Origin of the sequence: Staphylococcus parequorum (assembly GCF_039237145.1) — a bacterium.
In the GTDB taxonomy this organism is placed as follows: domain Bacteria; phylum Bacillota; class Bacilli; order Staphylococcales; family Staphylococcaceae; genus Staphylococcus; species Staphylococcus equorum_A.
On record NZ_CP150682.1, the window covers coordinates 976,429 to 991,434 of the forward strand.

A 15,006-nucleotide genomic window follows, 5' to 3' on the forward strand; every position below is an offset into this window, starting at 1 on the left:
AAGTGGATAGACGCATATGGTTTTATAATGTTGTGTCTGTTTTTTAAATATAAGGAGTGAAGTTCATGTCAGAATCAAGTACAACATCATATGAACATGTAAATCATAGTAACGTCAACAACACCCTAGAGCAAACTGAAACAAAAGTGAAAAGAAAATTCCAATTACCTCATGTGCTAATAATGATGCTTATTATGATGATGTTTGCTTGTTTATTGACGTATGTCATTCCTGCTGGACAATTTGATACGAGTAAAGACGGATCAATGATACAGGGAACTTATCATGCGATTTCACAAAGTCCAGTGAACCCATTTTATGCTATTACACTCATACTTAATGGGGGGATACAATCGGCCCAAACGATTACACTATTATTATTTATAGGTGGCGCAATGGGCGGTATATTACAATTAGACTCTGTGACAAAATTAACGAATTATATGATTTTTCGTTTCGAACATGCAGGTGCATTACCATTAATTATCGGGTTGTTTTCTTTGATGGCGTTTATCGGCTTCTTCGTTGGTGGAGATCAAATGATCGTGTTCGTAACGCTTGGCGTCATACTCGTAAACCGTTTGAAATTAGACCCTATTATGGCACTAGCGATTACATTCTTACCTTTGTATATGGCATTTTCAATTTCTCCATCAGGTATGGCTAAAATTGGCCAAATTGTTTATCCTGAAGTAGCGCTATATTCTGGTTATGGTGGAAGAGCTATCATGTATGCAGTGTTTTTAATTATCACCTTGTTATATGTGATTTGGTACGCAAGAAGAGTCATTAAAGATCCCAATAAGAGTATGATGCCGACGCATACGTGGCTGTTTAATCATAAAGACAAAAGTAATGATGATATGGCAATTGAAGATAGACAAGTAAATTGGAGAGATATCATCGTAGCTGCATTAGTCATTGTGACGCCGATTATATTAGCCTTAGGTAATGGTATGTTAAACTGGACAGAAAAATACGGCAATGGTGTATTTATTACTGTTTTTGGCATTAGTTTTGTTTTAGCCTATTTAATAAAACAAAAAGGGACAACTGCAATGGTTGATGGATTTTTGGAAGGTGCTAAACCGATGTTGGTCGTAGCATTTGCGATTATCATGGCAAATACAATTAGTGTTATTTTAGAAAAAGGAAAGATATTAAGTACAATTGTAAACAGTCTTACTACACAACTTGATGGTTCATCATCTGGCATGGTAGCTGTTATCGTCTTTATTGTCGTAGGTGTATTTAATTTCCTAGTACCGTCTGGTTCAGGATTAATGAGTGTGATGATTCCTATTTTACAACCTGTAACTAATGCGTTAGGCGTTAATGATCAAATGCTGTTAACCTCTTTATCGTTTGGTGGAGGGTTAGGTAACTTAATTACACCAACTTTAGGTGCAACAGTAGGTGCTATCGCGATTGCCAAAGCAAACTTTGGTTCGTGGTTTAAATTTATGATACCACTGTTTCTAATTTGGATTGTCGTTGGTTCAGTTATACTTTACATCTTTACTGCTGTAGGTTGGAGCGGCGGCGTTTAAAAAATAACAAAAATATAAGGAACAATGATGTACTGTAATATTTTAGAAGTCATATTTAACTTTTAAAATAACAGTTTTCATCATTGTTCCTTTTTATTTATTGTGCAATTGTAAGCGTGAAAGGGACGTCATGTGTCCATTTTTGAGTTGGTGGTTCATCCGTTATGACTTCGGTGATATCACTGATTTTGGCAAAGGAAAGTGTAGAAGAAATATCGAATTTACTTTTATCAATAAGTGCAATTACATTTTCACTTTCTCGTACCATTTGTTTTTTTAATTGAACTTCAGGTAGTGAGAAGTCTGTTAATCCATTATCAAGTGTAAAGCCATTTGCGGATAAAAAGAAATAATCAATATGATACATTTCTAATATTTGTGAATCTATATTACCAGTAATAGCATTTGAGTCCTGGGAAACAAATCCTCCAACTACTAGAACAGTTAAATGGGGGTTCTCTTTTAAAAGTACCGCATTTTCTAAACCATTTGTAATAATTGTAAGTTCCATAGTAGTTTCTGCTAATAATTTTGCTAATTCATATGTTGTAGAGCTTGCATCAATCATAATGCATTGTTGGGGTTCAATCTTTTTTAATGCATATTTACTAATTTTATACTTTTCACTATGTTTTTGTGTCAGACGATAAGAAAAGTTTAATTTAGAAGTCATATTTTCAGTTACTTTTGCACCACCGTGTGTTCGAGTGACTTTGTTTTCACTTTCTAAACGTCTAAGATCACTCCTAACGGTTGCTTCTGTCACACTTAAATAATCTGAAAGCTGTTTAACAGTCGCACGTTTGTGTGATTTTATATAGGTATATATATGCTCTCTTCGTTCATCCGCGTACATTTTCATATGAATCATATCCTCCTTCGTATCATAAACTATTTTAACATAAATCGTACACAAGCAAATAAAAACAAGACAAAACGAAAATAAATGAAAAAATATTTGAAAGAAACGAAAAAATATATTAGAATTGTAGTTGTAAATGAAAACGCTTTCTAAAAAGTGGAGGAGCTGTTAATAATGACAAAGAAAAATTATCCGGAAAAAATGAATGCTGTTGTAGCTTATGCACCTGGAGAATATAAATATGAAACTGTAGATACGCCAACAATTGATAATCCTAAGGAGATTGTCGTTAAAGTAGAAGCTTGTGGAATTTGCGCAGGTGATATTAAAGCATATGATGGGGCACCTAGTTTTTGGGGTGATGAAACACAGCCGTCATATATCAAAGCACCTATGATACCTGGACATGAATTTATTGCACGTATTGTAGAAAAAGGTAATGAAGTCACAGATTTTGAAATTGGTGATCGTGTAATTTCTGAACAAATTGTACCTTGTTGGGATTGTAGATTTTGTAACCATGGACAGTATTGGATGTGTGAAAAACATGATCTATATGGCTTCCAAAACAATGTAAACGGTGGTATGGCAGAATATATGAAATTCACGAAAGAAGCAATTAATTATAAAGTGCCGGAAGATATGCCAATTGAAAAAGCAATTTTAATAGAACCTTATGCATGTAGTTTACACGCTGTACAACGTGCAAATGTTAAACTCGGTGATTTTGTTGTGTTATCTGGTGCAGGAACTTTAGGTTTAGGCATGGTGGGTGCTGCTAAAAAATCAGGAGCTGAAACGTTAGTAGTGCTAGATATGAAAGATGACCGTTTAGAATTAGCAAAAAAATTCGGCGCTGATATTGTTATGAATCCATCTAAGGTAGATGTCGTCAAAGAAATTAAAGCGCTGACTGAGGGGTATGGTTGTGATACTTACATCGAAGCAACCGGTCATCCTAAATCAGTAGAGCAAGGTTTGAGTGCAATTAGAAAATTAGGTCGTTTTGTAGAATTTTCGGTATTTGCAGATCCCGTTACCGTGGATTGGAGTATTATATCAGACCGTAAAGAATTAGACCTAATGGGTAGCCATTTAGGACCTTATTGTTACCCGCTTGTTATCGATGGTATAGCAAAAGGAGATTTCCCAACAGATGGTGTTGTGACGCATCAATTAGCACTTAAAGATTTTGAGGAAGGTTTTGAACTAATGAAAAAAGGTGATCAATCATTAAAAATCGTTCTGGTACCTTAAACAGCTAAGTACAAATACAGAGCATCGTAAAAAGGAGAGAATTGAAATGAAAAAAATGATTAATAACCCCGATAATGTCATTGAAGAGTTAATGACAGGTTATGTGATTGCCTACCCTGACTATATTAGACGTTCAAAACTTCATCAAAGGGCGTTAATTGGAAAGAAACGTGATACGAATCGAAAAGTAAGTGTATTAATAGGTGGTGGTTCAGGACACGAACCAGCGTTTCTGGGTTATGTAGGTAAAGGTATGGCAGATGGTGTCGCTGTCGGTAATATATTTGCTTCTCCATCTCCTATTCCAATACAAGCTGTAACTAAAGAAATAAGTTCAGGACACGGTGTGCTATACATTTATGGTAATTACGCAGGCGATTTGATGAACTTTGAAATGGCTAGTGAAATGACTGAAATTGAAGATGACATCAAAACCGCAGTGGTCATAGGTAATGATGATGTTGCCTCTTCAAAAGATATTGATGATCGTAGAGGGATAGCTGGAGAGTTGTTAGTGTATAAGGCGGCAGGCGCAGCAGCTGATTTTGGCTATGACTTAGAAGAGGTAAGACGTATTGCCCAATTAGCTAATGATCATACACGTTCAATGGGTATTGGTTTAAGTCCATGCTATTTACCTCAAACTGGAAAACCAAGTTTTGATTTAGAAGAAAATGAGATGGAAATTGGTTTAGGACATCATGGTGAGCCTGGTATTGAAAAAACAACAATTCGCACAGCAAAAGAAACAGTCCATGTGATGATGCAAAATATTTTAAAAGAAGGATTATATAACGCTGACGATGAAGTGGTTGTATTGGTTAATGGCTTAGGTGCAACCTCTCAAATGGAACTGTACATCATAAATAAAGAAGTAGATGAAATTTTAAAAGAACAAAATATTAAAACATATAAATCTTATATAGGTAATTTTATAACTTCAATGGAAATGGGCGGCTTTTCGGTGACTTTAATGAAATTAGATGACACTTTGAAATCTTGTATGGATCATCCTGTAGATTGCCCAAACTTTAAAGAAGTGTAGGAGGAAGTAGTTATGGCGTTGACGAGTCAATCATTTAAAGCATATATCTTAGCGTTAACAACCTTATTTGAAGAACAACAAGATGTACTTTGTGAATTGGATAGGAAAATCGGTGACGGTGACCATGGTGTAACGATGAATATTGGTTATCAAGCCGTACAAAAAACGATAAATAATGAATTACAAACACAAGACGATATCGCAAAGATTAGTGTTGCAGTGGGGAAAAGTTTTTTAGATGCAGTTGGTTCTTCAGTTGGTCCACTCTATGCTTCTGGTTATCTTAAAGCGGCCGTTGCAATAAAAAATAAAACTGAACTAGATGATGAAGCATTATATCAATTTTGGATTGCTTTTAGTAAAGGTATTAAAGATAGAGGTAAAGCTGAAATTGGAGATAAGACAATGATAGATACGCTTGAACCATTCTATAAATCTTTAGAAAGCGCACTAGATGAGGGCGAACCGTTTGGGCCTGCTTTTAATAAAGCACTGGTTAAAGCGAAGTCAGGAATGGATAGCACGAAAGAGATTATTTCGAATAAAGGCCGTTCTAAAAGACTCGGTTACCGTGCCCAAGGACATGTTGACCCAGGTGCGACATCTTCGTATCTCATGTTAGAAACTTTTAAATCATTTATTTAATTACTGTAGCTAAATCTATAAGGAGGAATTAGAATGAAAATAGCAATTGGTGCAGACCATAATGGTTATGAATTAAAAGAAGCGGTTAAAGCTCATGTTGAACAATTAGGACATGAGGTAGAAGATTTTGGTTGTCATCAATGTGCAGAAACTGACTATCCAGATGTAGCTGCTGAAGTAGGTAAAAGCATCCAACAAGGACAAAATGAAAGAGGTATCTTAATTTGTGGTACAGGTATTGGCGTTGCAATCACTGCTAATAAACTCAAAGGCATTCGTGCAGCACTTGCACATGATTATTACTCTGCAGAACGTGCACAATTAAGTAATAACGCACAAATTTTGACCATGGGTGCTCAAATTGTTGGTATAGAAGTCGCTAAAAAGAACGTTGAAGCTTATCTCAACGTAGCTTGGGAAGGCGGTTCACAGCGTAAAGTGGATAAAATAGACCAAGTTGAGCATAATGAAAACAACTAAAAGATAATTTGAAATCAATTCATATATTAAAAACGCTCATTCCTAATTACAACAATTTGGGAATGAGCGTTTTATTATTTAGAGAGCGCATAAGTGATATTTATTTTTGAAAAGTAAAACATCATATTTTTAAAAGATAGCATTGTATAAATGAATAATGTGTAATAAATTGATTGCAAGTATATAACATGAATTAAAATAATTATTGTAAATGATATGTCTGAAAAATGACAATTAATAATTAATATTGTGAATATACTTTGAATTTAATATGATGAGAGGTACAAGACATAATTAGGGGGATATGTTGTGCAACTGTCTATAAGATTTCCTAAAGCGACGATGTCTATATTTTTCATCACTATAATCATAGTGTTTATGGCATTAACGCAACAAGTGTCAGCACATGCCACACTTGAAAAAGCAACGCCAAACGCAAACAGCGTTGTAGATGAACAACCAGGAGAAATTGAGCTACAATTTAATGAACCAGTACACGCACAATATTCAAGTGTGCAAATTTTTGATGATACTGGAAGTGAAATTGCTGAAGTGAAACCAAGTACAACGGGTTCTTCGCAGACATTATCATTTCCTGTGGATGAGTTAGAAAAAGGAACGCATAATATAAAATGGCAAACAATGTCAGCAGACGGTCACGAGATAAGCGATACGTTTGAATTTTCAATTGGAAAAGAAACTGCTAATGGCATTGACACAACACCACCATTTTATGAAAAAGCAGATTTTTGGTTTGGTGCATTACGCTTTATAACTGAAGGGCTTATTATTACATTATCTGGCCTATTTCTAGTAAATCAATTGGCAAGTAGGAAGGGATTATTAACATTTAAGTCTGATCGATATTTTAAACCCATTGTATGGATGCTTATGATGCTTTCAGTAATAACTGCTTTAGTTTATATGATGACACTTTCTTCAGATGTTGTATCTGATGTATTATCATTGCAAACAGCAGCACTCACACAAGTGCCATTTGTCTTAGCGATGGTGGCCATCATAGTATTGTTAGGGTTATTTACATTGAAACACATGGCACAGAGTTGGTACGTATTCATCACAATAATAATGCTAATCACATTGAGTATGTCTGGACACGCATGGTCTCAAAGCGTGCCTATTTGGTCGATTTTAATTAGAACAGTACATATAGGCGGGATGTCACTTTGGTTAGGTGCATTGATTTATTTATTATTTGTCATACGTGCGAAATCAAATCAGAATAGCCAGGCTATCAGAGCATTTTTATTGAAATTAAATACAATTGCAGTAGCACTTATTATTATTTCGGGTGTATTGATGTCTATAGATCAAACAAATATATTAGCTATTTGGACTGATATACAAACATGGAGTGCATTGCTCATCGTTAAAGTGGTATTAACGCTCATCATGATGACGCTAGGTTTTTATCAAACGACACGTGCGTTAGGAAAACAACACCGTGCAAATAAAGTAACATTGTATATTGAATTAAGTATAGGACTCATATTGATATTAGTTGGTGTAATTATGAGTCAAATTAATATTCCAGGATAAAGGGAGATAAAAATAATGTTCAAACAAATTATGGCAGCAATAGTCGCATGTATCATTGCAGTGGGCTTTTCTAAAAGTGCAGATGCACATGTAACGTTAAATCCGGATACAAGTGAACCGGGCTCATATGAAAAGTATGATGTTAGAATTCCAGTAGAAAAAGATGCAAATACGACTAAAATTGAATTAAAAGTACCGGAAGAACTTACAGTAGTTGGTGTAGAGCCTAATGATCAATTTGATCATAAATTAACTAAAGATGATGAAGGTAATATTACAAAAATTACTTGGACAGCAACAGATAAAGGCATTGGTCCAAATGAATTCATCGATTTACCAATTCAAGTCGCTAACCCTGAAAAAGAAGGAGAATTCAAATGGGAGGCTTACCAAACCTACGATGATGGTGATACTGTTAAATGGACAGGCGATGAAGATGCAGAAAAACCTGCGCCTATTACTAAAGTAGCTAAGGGCAACGAAGATACTGCTGGAAGTAGTCAATCTAGTAATGGTCCAATAGCACTATGGATTGTATCAATTGTTGCAATTATTTTATCGTTAATAGCAATTTTTAAAAAGACAGCTAAATAAAATAGGTGTGTAAAGTTAATTAATAAAATAAATAAAAAGGCGAGTCATCTTAAAAATATGACTTGTCTTTTTAATGTGTAAGTTTGTTGAATTGTCACTGTAATTTTCAAAAAAATATCCTATAATAGCTATAAGGAGGAGTCTCGATGCGCAGAATTTTGTATGCTTTTTTAGTCTATACAATCTTAGGTTTACTAAGTGGGTTTTATTATCGTGAATTAACGTTAGCGTATGATTTTACTGGTGAAACACAACTTGTAGTTGTACACACACATACGTTGATATTAGGTATGTTTATGCATCTTATTTTATTACCTGTAACGAAAGTCTTTAATTTAAGTAGTTATTATCTATTTAATTGGTTCTACATTATATTTAACCTGGGTGTATTAACAACAATAGGAATGATGTTTACTAAAGGGACATATCAAGTCATAGGTAAAACAGTACCAGAATCATTTGCAGGATTTGCTGGTATCGGACATACAATTTTAACAGCAGGATTTATTTTATTATTCTTCTTGTTAAAAAGTGCAATTATTAAAGATCCTAAAGATGAAAAATAAAATTGAGGATGAGACATGTAATGATGTCTCATCCTTTTTTATTATCTTGATGAGCTGCTTCGTTAATGAGGTATGGGTTAAGAAAAAATGACCGTATAGTTATATTAATTTGAAGAACACAAATAAATGTAAAATTGATTAAAAATAACAGCGTTTCCATTGATAACCGTTATCATTTCAAGCATAATAGAATCAACAGAAAAGATAGATTTTGGGAGGATTCATTATGGATGACGTTATAATTATTGGCGGTGGGCCAGCAGGATTGTACGCGAGTTTCTATGCGGGTTTACGAGGTATGAGTGTTAGAATTATTGATATACAAGATAAACTTGGTGGAAAAATGCATGTTTATCCTGAAAAAATTATATGGGACATTGGTGGTTTAGCACCTAAACCGTGTGCCGAAGTAATTAAAGATACGGTTGCACAAGGTTTACATTTTAATCCTGAAGTGAATTTGGAAGAACGTGTCATAGATATTAGAAAAATAGCAGAACAACATTTTGAAATTGAAACGGCTAAACATCATATTTATAATGCTAAATCTGTCATCATTGCAATTGGTGGTGGGATTATTAATCCTAAGCAATTAGATATCAAAGATGCAGAGCGCTATAAACTAACGAATTTGCACTATGTAGTCCAATCATTGAAAAAATTTAAAAATAAAAATGTATTGATTTCAGGTGCTGGAAATTCTGCGTTAGATTGGGCAAATGATTTAAGTGGTTATGCCAAAAGTGTCACACTTATTTATCGTAAGGCAGATATTAGAGGCTATGAGGCAATGAAAGATGTGTTGGAAAAATTAGAAGTTGAAAAGTTATCTAATACACATATTCATCAACTTATTGGTGATTCTACGCAAACCAAAATTGAGCAAGTTATTTTAGAAAATACAGAAACAAAAGAACAAATTGTAAAAACATTTGATGAAGTAATTATAAGTCATGGGTTTGACCATGAAAGTACATTACTAGAAGAATCTTCAACTCAAGTTGATATGTTTAATGAATATAGTATTAAAGGTTTTGGCAATACATCTACAAGTATTGAAGGACTGTATGCATGTGGTGATATTATTTATCATGAGGCAAAAGCACATCTGATTGCTAGTGCATTTAGTGATGCTGCGAATGCCGCAAACTTAGCTAAATTATATGTCGAGCCTAAAGCCACGCCTGAGGGTTATGTATCTAGTCACAATGATGTGTTTAAAGAATCTAATAAAGTAGTTATGAAAAAATATCTATAAAATAAAAGTAAGCTAAAAGGCTATGTGATATGGTAAATGTTACATAGTCTTTTTTTAGGAGTTGTTCGTAAATGATAGAAATAAAGCATGAAGCACCAGCAATTTCAGAGTATCGAAATTTACGTAAAATAGCAGGATTGAGTGAGAAATCACAAAAAGCAGCAGAGAAAGGTTTAGCTCATGCTTGTTTTGATGTAACCATTTATGATAATCAATTGCTTGTTGGCATGGGGAGAGTGATTGGTGATGGTGGGACAGCGTTTCAAATTATTGATATAGCTGTTAATCCTAATTACCAAGGGCAAGGTTATGGCAAGTTGATTATGACAGATATTATGGCCTACATTTCTGCTGAAGCGGAACAAGGTACTTATGTCAGTTTAATTGCTGATTATCCAGCAGATCAATTATATGCACAATATGGTTTTATCATGACAGAACCGCATTCGGCAGGAATGTATAGAAAATATTAAAATATAACAAAACTGGCTTATTTAATAACATAAACAAATCAAACTTTGTACTGAACACCAAAAGTTGTACTGTGGTTTAGTATATAATTTCAAAGGTTTGTTTTAGATTGTCGACTATTTGTTGGTTGAACTTATATAGAAGAAAATGCACACAAAAATTTAATGAAGGAAAACACCTATAAAAACCAAATGTTTAATGTGCACAAAAAGAGAGGGTATGAAGTCATATGACTTCATACCCTCTTTGAGGTAAAACTGATGTGTTTCAGTGTACCTTTTATATAATGAGATTATTTTGTTTCATTAATATTTGCTTCGTCTGCATTTGTTCTAGAACGTAATTCGGCTTCGATTTCTTCTAAGCTACGTCCGCGCGTTTCTGGTAGGTATTTAATAACAAAGATTAAAGCTACAATACCAATAGCTGCAAAGATTAAGAATACTTGCTCTACTGGTAATACGTCAGTCAAGAGTGGGAAGAATTGTGCAACTAATAAACTACCAATTGACAATACTAATGCTGCCATACCCGTTGCTGCGCCACGTGCACGCATTGGGAATAATTCTGGTAACATAACCCATAGTACAGGACCCCAAGTGAAACCAAAGAATATAATGAAAAGAGTTAAACAAGCAACAATAATCCAAGCTGATGATTGAATTCCCATTGACCATATTAAGATAGCCATGATTAATAATGAAGCTACCATACCGATATTACCGATAATTAATAGGCGTTTACGGTCAATCTTATCAATAATATTAATAGCCACAATTGTAACTACCACGTTCACTGCGCCGATACCGACTGTACCTAAAATAGAAGTGGCATCTCCTAATCCAGCTTTACTGAAAATAGTAGGCGCATAATAAATGATTGCGTTAATCCCTATAATTTGTTGTAGCAAGGCAAACACACAACCAATTAATAGTGTAGGTCGTAACCAAGCTGATTTTAGAACATTCCAAGTGCTGTCAGAAATCTTGTTGATTTCTTTCATATCAGCAATTTCTTTGTCTATTTCACTGTGTTTAAACGTTAATTTCATAACGTCTCGAGCAGCTTTTTCGCTTCGATGTTCAAGTAACCATCTTGGACTTTCAGGCATAAATGCTACACCGATAAGTAAGATGAGAGAAGGTACAATTGCAAGACCTAACATCCATCTCCAACCTTCAATTGGTGTGAAAGCGTAGTTGATTAAATATGATGATAAAATACCAATTGTAATCATTAATTGGTTTAATGAACTTAATGAACCACGTTGTTCTGTTGGTGCCATTTCTGATAAGTATACTGGAACGATTGCGGTAGAACCACCAACGGCTAAACCGATAACTAAACGACCGAGTACTAAGATTTGCATTGATGGTGCTAATGCTAGAATTAATGCCCCGACAATATAAATGATCGCTATGATAAACACAACGCGTCTACGTCCAAGTCTGTCAGACATTGGTCCACTTGCTCCCGAACCAACAATTGCCCCAACGAGCATAGATGAAACGACTAAACCTTCTGTAAAACTATTTAAAGGAATATCATCTTTTATAAATAATAAGGCACCAGATATGACTCCCATGTCATAACCGTAGAGTAAACCACCTAAGGCACCAAGGAAAAAGATGAGTTTCTTATTTATTTTCATTCCCAAACCCTCCTGATTTAATTCGATAGATATAAGTATACGCTTTCATATATTGGTTGTAAATATTAAAGTATAAGTTTTTTATTAATTCATATGTGTTTATATCAAACGGAACATTTTCTATATACGAATATAAATTCATTTATATTTAAAATGCAAAAAATCCTACTTCAAAATAAAATTGAAGTAGGATAGCAAGAACTCACTATTTTACTAGGCTTCGAAATCGATAACGATACGGCCAGAATTATTATGTTCAAGCACCTTTTTAATACTATCTTTTATATCGCTAAATTTGATTACTTGTTTAATTTCATGTAATTGATCTGGTTTTAAGTCTTTAGCTAATCGACGCCAAATATGTTTACGTTGTTTCATTTCAGTATAAACTGAATCAATGCCTATAATACTTGTACCTCTTAATATGAAAGGAAATACTGAACTGTCAAATGTATGACCACCAGTCATACCAATTACTGCGATACTTCCATTGTAATCTATTTGTTTGATAATCTGAGATAAACTTTCGCCACCTACAGGATCAATTGCTCCTTGCCAAGTACGTTTGCCAAGCAGTTTATTATCAGTTTCGTTAATACGAGGTATAACTTCTTTTGCACCGAGTGATTTAAGCTTTTCTTCAACACCTGATTTACCTGTGCTCGCTACAACATCAAAGCCAATAGAATCTAACATCATAACAGCTAGTGTTCCAACACCACCTGTAGCACCACGTACAAGAACGTCATCTTTTTCAACTGAAAGTCCGTTACGTTCTAATTTCTCTATTGCTAATCCTGCTGTATAACCAGCTGTTCCGTAGATCATAGCCTCTTCCAGTGTTAAATCTTTAGGTAATGGCACGATCCATTCTTCTTTGACACGAGCATATTCACTAAATCCACCAAAATGACTACTACCTAAATCGTAACCAGTTACGATTACTTCTTCGCCAGGATTGAATGCGTGCGTATCAGAATGTTCTATTACACCTGCTAAATCAATGCCTGGAACCATTGGATAAGCATTGACAACTTTTGAATTTTCAACTGTTGCTAATGCATCTTTATAATTGATACCTGAGTACTTAACCTTAATCAGCACTTCACCTGCTGGAAGGTCATCTATAGTTATATCTTTAAATTGATTTGTTACTTTGCCGTCCTGTTCATCGACTACAAAAGCTTTAAATGATTCAGTCATTGCCTTAGGGCACTCCCTTATGTATATATTTATGCACAATTAAAAAACTAGAATCAACTTTATCACGTAATTGCAAATTACACAATAAGCCTAGACACAAGGTTTTAGAAGTAAGCGTTTTAAAATAAAAAACTTTTGTGATTATGTGAAAGTAAAACGATGTTGTAAATATACCTTTTAAAAGTAATGGAATTATAATCAAATTATAGTAAAATTATCCTCGGATTAGTATAATAAATTACAAATATGAATTGAGATAGAGGTGGACATCATGACCCAATGTATTGAACGTGTTAAACAATCTGAGGTTAAAATATTGAGAGCCTTGTGCATGACAACTTTTAGAACAACTTTTGAGGCAGGCGAATATTCTGATGAAGATTTTAACCATTATTTTAATGAAGCTTATGCTATGGAGCAACTAGAAAAAGAATTACTAAATAAAAATTCATTCACTTACTTTTATAAGGAAAAAAATGAAATAATTGGTTATTTTAAATTGAATGTTAATGATGCTCAAACGGAAGTTATGGGTGATGAGTATCTCGAACTGCAACGTATTTATTTTCTCCCCCAAGCACAAGGAAGTGGTAAAGGTAGCGATGTCTTTGATTTTGCAGTAACAAAAGCTAAAGAACTGAACAAATCAAAGCTTTGGTTAGGTGTATGGGAGCATAATGCGCAAGCTTATCGGTTTTATCTAAAACAAGGACTTACAGTGACTGGAGAACACCAATTTTATACAGGTTCTATTATAGATACGGATTTAATTATGGAGAAAGATTTATAGATATGAATAGTATTTAATAAATTGTTTAGTTTTCATTAAATTTATATTTTATTTCGAAAAAATTTTGATAAAAGATGTTTATTTTTAAATTTATAGTGAATAACATACTAATTCTCATCTAACTTATTGGGCAAATTAATACATATGGCTAAATCATTAAGTTATGAGTATTAAAACATAAGGAGGTTTTCTATATGAAAAAATTATTAGCAGGGGCTCTGACACTATCTTTAGCTTTAGCTGCTTGTTCAAATGGTGGCGATGACGAAAGTAATAAAAAAGATGATAGTTCAGACGACAAAAAATCTAGCGAAGACCAATCAAAAGATTCTAAGAATGATGACAAGAAGAGCAATGATAGCTCAGACAAAGATTCAGACAAAGATTCAGACAGTAAATCTGGTGACAGCAATTCAAGCGATGATGATAGTTCTGATAGCAACAGTAATAGCGATTCAGATAGCAGTAGTTCATCAAGCGACAGTGGAAATGCTTCAGACAGCAATGGTTCAAATTCAAGCGGTAGTAATGACGCTAACAGCTCTAATAGTGGCGATAGTGCTAATAGTTCTAGTGGTACATATGCTAATGGCGATGCAGCTAACAGTGGTAATAACGCTAATGGTTCTGCAGATAGCGCAAATACAAATGGTGCAAATGATAATGCGAATTCTAACAGTGATGCATCAAACAATGCGAATGCAAATGCAAACAATACAAACAATGGTACAGCAAATTCAGGAGCATCAGAATATGTGCCACCGTACCAAGGACAAAATGCGGTTCCAGTTTCACAAAATATTTCGTCAGGAACTGTTGATAATCAGGCCGCATTACAGAATTTACCTAACTTCCAAAACTCATTAGATAATGCAACGGCAGAAGTTAACTCAATTAATGGTCAATCTAATCCTTACAATGATTATGCCATTGAAGGAAGCGAAGGTAACTATAGTTATATCTTTAGTTTCCAAAATCAAGCTGAACCAGGAACATATGCAATTGCTACAGTAGATCAACAAGGGACTGTAAGAGTTGTAGATCCAGCTTATCATCAATAAACAATCGAAGTGA

General features: G+C 34.2%; 15 protein-coding genes. 12 read left to right on the plus strand and 3 right to left on the minus strand.

Features of this window, described 5'->3' with window-relative positions; all coding sequences use genetic code 11:
• Positions 1 to 65: 65 nt before the first annotated feature.
• Positions 66 to 1,550, plus strand: a complete 1,485-nt coding sequence (locus tag AAA453_RS04485) for a Na+/H+ antiporter NhaC family protein (protein ID WP_427706568.1) — start codon at positions 66 to 68, stop codon at positions 1,548 to 1,550.
• Positions 1,551 to 1,647: 97 nt separating this feature from the next.
• Here the strand turns inward: AAA453_RS04485 and AAA453_RS04490 are convergent, their stop codons facing one another.
• On the minus strand, positions 1,648 to 2,412 hold the full coding sequence (locus tag AAA453_RS04490; protein ID WP_065338647.1) for a DeoR/GlpR family DNA-binding transcription regulator: 765 nt from the start codon (positions 2,410 to 2,412) through the stop codon (positions 1,648 to 1,650).
• 174 nt (positions 2,413 to 2,586) lie between these two features.
• On the opposite strand from AAA453_RS04490, the gene AAA453_RS04495 reads away from it, so the two are divergent.
• The 9 genes from AAA453_RS04495 to AAA453_RS04535 all read left to right on the plus strand — a co-directional run bounded on the left by AAA453_RS04495 (position 2,587) and on the right by AAA453_RS04535 (position 10,290).
• Positions 2,587 to 3,669, plus strand: coding sequence for an MDR/zinc-dependent alcohol dehydrogenase-like family protein (locus tag AAA453_RS04495; RefSeq protein ID WP_069817542.1), 1,083 nt, complete (start codon positions 2,587 to 2,589; stop codon positions 3,667 to 3,669).
• A gap of 46 nt (positions 3,670 to 3,715) precedes the next feature.
• The gene (locus AAA453_RS04500; RefSeq protein WP_427706570.1) at positions 3,716 to 4,714 is read left to right on the plus strand and encodes a dihydroxyacetone kinase subunit DhaK; all 999 of its coding nucleotides are present in this window, start codon (positions 3,716 to 3,718) and stop codon (positions 4,712 to 4,714) included.
• 12 nt (positions 4,715 to 4,726) lie between these two features.
• Entirely contained in the window at positions 4,727 to 5,359 is a 633-nt protein-coding gene (gene dhaL, locus AAA453_RS04505) for a dihydroxyacetone kinase subunit DhaL (RefSeq protein WP_427706572.1), read from the plus strand.
• 33 nt (positions 5,360 to 5,392) lie between these two features.
• Positions 5,393 to 5,839, plus strand: a complete 447-nt coding sequence (gene rpiB / locus AAA453_RS04510) for a ribose 5-phosphate isomerase B (RefSeq protein WP_069817545.1) — start codon at positions 5,393 to 5,395, stop codon at positions 5,837 to 5,839.
• A gap of 309 nt (positions 5,840 to 6,148) precedes the next feature.
• Complete coding sequence (locus AAA453_RS04515; RefSeq protein ID WP_427706575.1) at positions 6,149 to 7,399, plus strand: copper resistance CopC/CopD family protein; 1,251 nt, start codon at positions 6,149 to 6,151, stop codon at positions 7,397 to 7,399.
• Positions 7,400 to 7,414: 15 nt separating this feature from the next.
• The gene (locus AAA453_RS04520; RefSeq protein WP_427706577.1) at positions 7,415 to 7,993 is read left to right on the plus strand and encodes a YcnI family protein; all 579 of its coding nucleotides are present in this window, start codon (positions 7,415 to 7,417) and stop codon (positions 7,991 to 7,993) included.
• 146 nt (positions 7,994 to 8,139) lie between these two features.
• Entirely contained in the window at positions 8,140 to 8,559 is a 420-nt protein-coding gene (locus AAA453_RS04525) for a DUF2871 domain-containing protein (RefSeq protein WP_065338641.1), read from the plus strand.
• 226 nt (positions 8,560 to 8,785) lie between these two features.
• Positions 8,786 to 9,817: an NAD(P)/FAD-dependent oxidoreductase gene (locus AAA453_RS04530; protein ID WP_427706579.1), complete on the plus strand. Its 1,032-nt coding sequence runs from the start codon at positions 8,786 to 8,788 to the stop codon at positions 9,815 to 9,817.
• Between the two features lie 71 nt (positions 9,818 to 9,888).
• Complete coding sequence (locus AAA453_RS04535; protein WP_285324146.1) at positions 9,889 to 10,290, plus strand: GNAT family N-acetyltransferase; 402 nt, start codon at positions 9,889 to 9,891, stop codon at positions 10,288 to 10,290.
• A gap of 290 nt (positions 10,291 to 10,580) precedes the next feature.
• On the opposite strand, the gene AAA453_RS04540 is transcribed toward AAA453_RS04535, so the two are convergent.
• Together AAA453_RS04540 and AAA453_RS04545 are read right to left on the minus strand one after the other, a co-directional pair.
• On the minus strand, positions 10,581 to 11,939 hold the full coding sequence (locus tag AAA453_RS04540) for a sugar porter family MFS transporter (RefSeq protein ID WP_427706581.1): 1,359 nt from the start codon (positions 11,937 to 11,939) through the stop codon (positions 10,581 to 10,583).
• Between the two features lie 213 nt (positions 11,940 to 12,152).
• Positions 12,153 to 13,142 carry an acryloyl-CoA reductase gene (locus tag AAA453_RS04545; protein WP_285324144.1) on the minus strand — a complete coding sequence of 330 codons (990 nt, stop codon included), beginning with the start codon at positions 13,140 to 13,142 and terminating at the stop codon, positions 12,153 to 12,155.
• A 271-nt stretch (positions 13,143 to 13,413) separates the two neighbouring features.
• On the opposite strand from AAA453_RS04545, the gene AAA453_RS04550 reads away from it, so the two are divergent.
• Entirely contained in the window at positions 13,414 to 13,932 is a 519-nt protein-coding gene (locus tag AAA453_RS04550) for a GNAT family N-acetyltransferase (RefSeq protein WP_427706583.1), read from the plus strand.
• Positions 13,933 to 14,126: 194 nt separating this feature from the next.
• Positions 14,127 to 14,993, plus strand: a complete 867-nt coding sequence (locus AAA453_RS04555) for a hypothetical protein (protein WP_427706585.1) — start codon at positions 14,127 to 14,129, stop codon at positions 14,991 to 14,993.
• The last annotated feature ends 13 nt before the right edge of the window (positions 14,994 to 15,006 follow it).

Bases quoted from the DNA above. Each gene is read 5' to 3' on its own strand.
- AAA453_RS04485 (WP_427706568.1), top strand. From the start codon at position 66: ATGTCAGAATCAAGTACAACATCATATGAACATGTAAATCATAGTAAC.
- AAA453_RS04490 (WP_065338647.1), bottom strand. From the start codon at position 2,412: ATGAAAATGTACGCGGATGAACGAAGAGAGCATATATATACCTATATA.
- AAA453_RS04495 (WP_069817542.1), top strand. From the start codon at position 2,587: ATGACAAAGAAAAATTATCCGGAAAAAATGAATGCTGTTGTAGCTTAT.
- AAA453_RS04500 (WP_427706570.1), top strand. From the start codon at position 3,716: ATGAAAAAAATGATTAATAACCCCGATAATGTCATTGAAGAGTTAATG.
- dhaL (WP_427706572.1), top strand. From the start codon at position 4,727: ATGGCGTTGACGAGTCAATCATTTAAAGCATATATCTTAGCGTTAACA.
- rpiB (WP_069817545.1), top strand. From the start codon at position 5,393: ATGAAAATAGCAATTGGTGCAGACCATAATGGTTATGAATTAAAAGAA.
- AAA453_RS04520 (WP_427706577.1), top strand. From the start codon at position 7,415: ATGTTCAAACAAATTATGGCAGCAATAGTCGCATGTATCATTGCAGTG.
- AAA453_RS04525 (WP_065338641.1), top strand. From the start codon at position 8,140: ATGCGCAGAATTTTGTATGCTTTTTTAGTCTATACAATCTTAGGTTTA.
- AAA453_RS04530 (WP_427706579.1), top strand. From the start codon at position 8,786: ATGGATGACGTTATAATTATTGGCGGTGGGCCAGCAGGATTGTACGCG.
- AAA453_RS04535 (WP_285324146.1), top strand. From the start codon at position 9,889: ATGATAGAAATAAAGCATGAAGCACCAGCAATTTCAGAGTATCGAAAT.
- AAA453_RS04540 (WP_427706581.1), bottom strand. From the start codon at position 11,939: ATGAAAATAAATAAGAAACTCATCTTTTTCCTTGGTGCCTTAGGTGGT.
- AAA453_RS04545 (WP_285324144.1), bottom strand. From the start codon at position 13,142: ATGACTGAATCATTTAAAGCTTTTGTAGTCGATGAACAGGACGGCAAA.
- AAA453_RS04550 (WP_427706583.1), top strand. From the start codon at position 13,414: ATGACCCAATGTATTGAACGTGTTAAACAATCTGAGGTTAAAATATTG.
- AAA453_RS04555 (WP_427706585.1), top strand. From the start codon at position 14,127: ATGAAAAAATTATTAGCAGGGGCTCTGACACTATCTTTAGCTTTAGCT.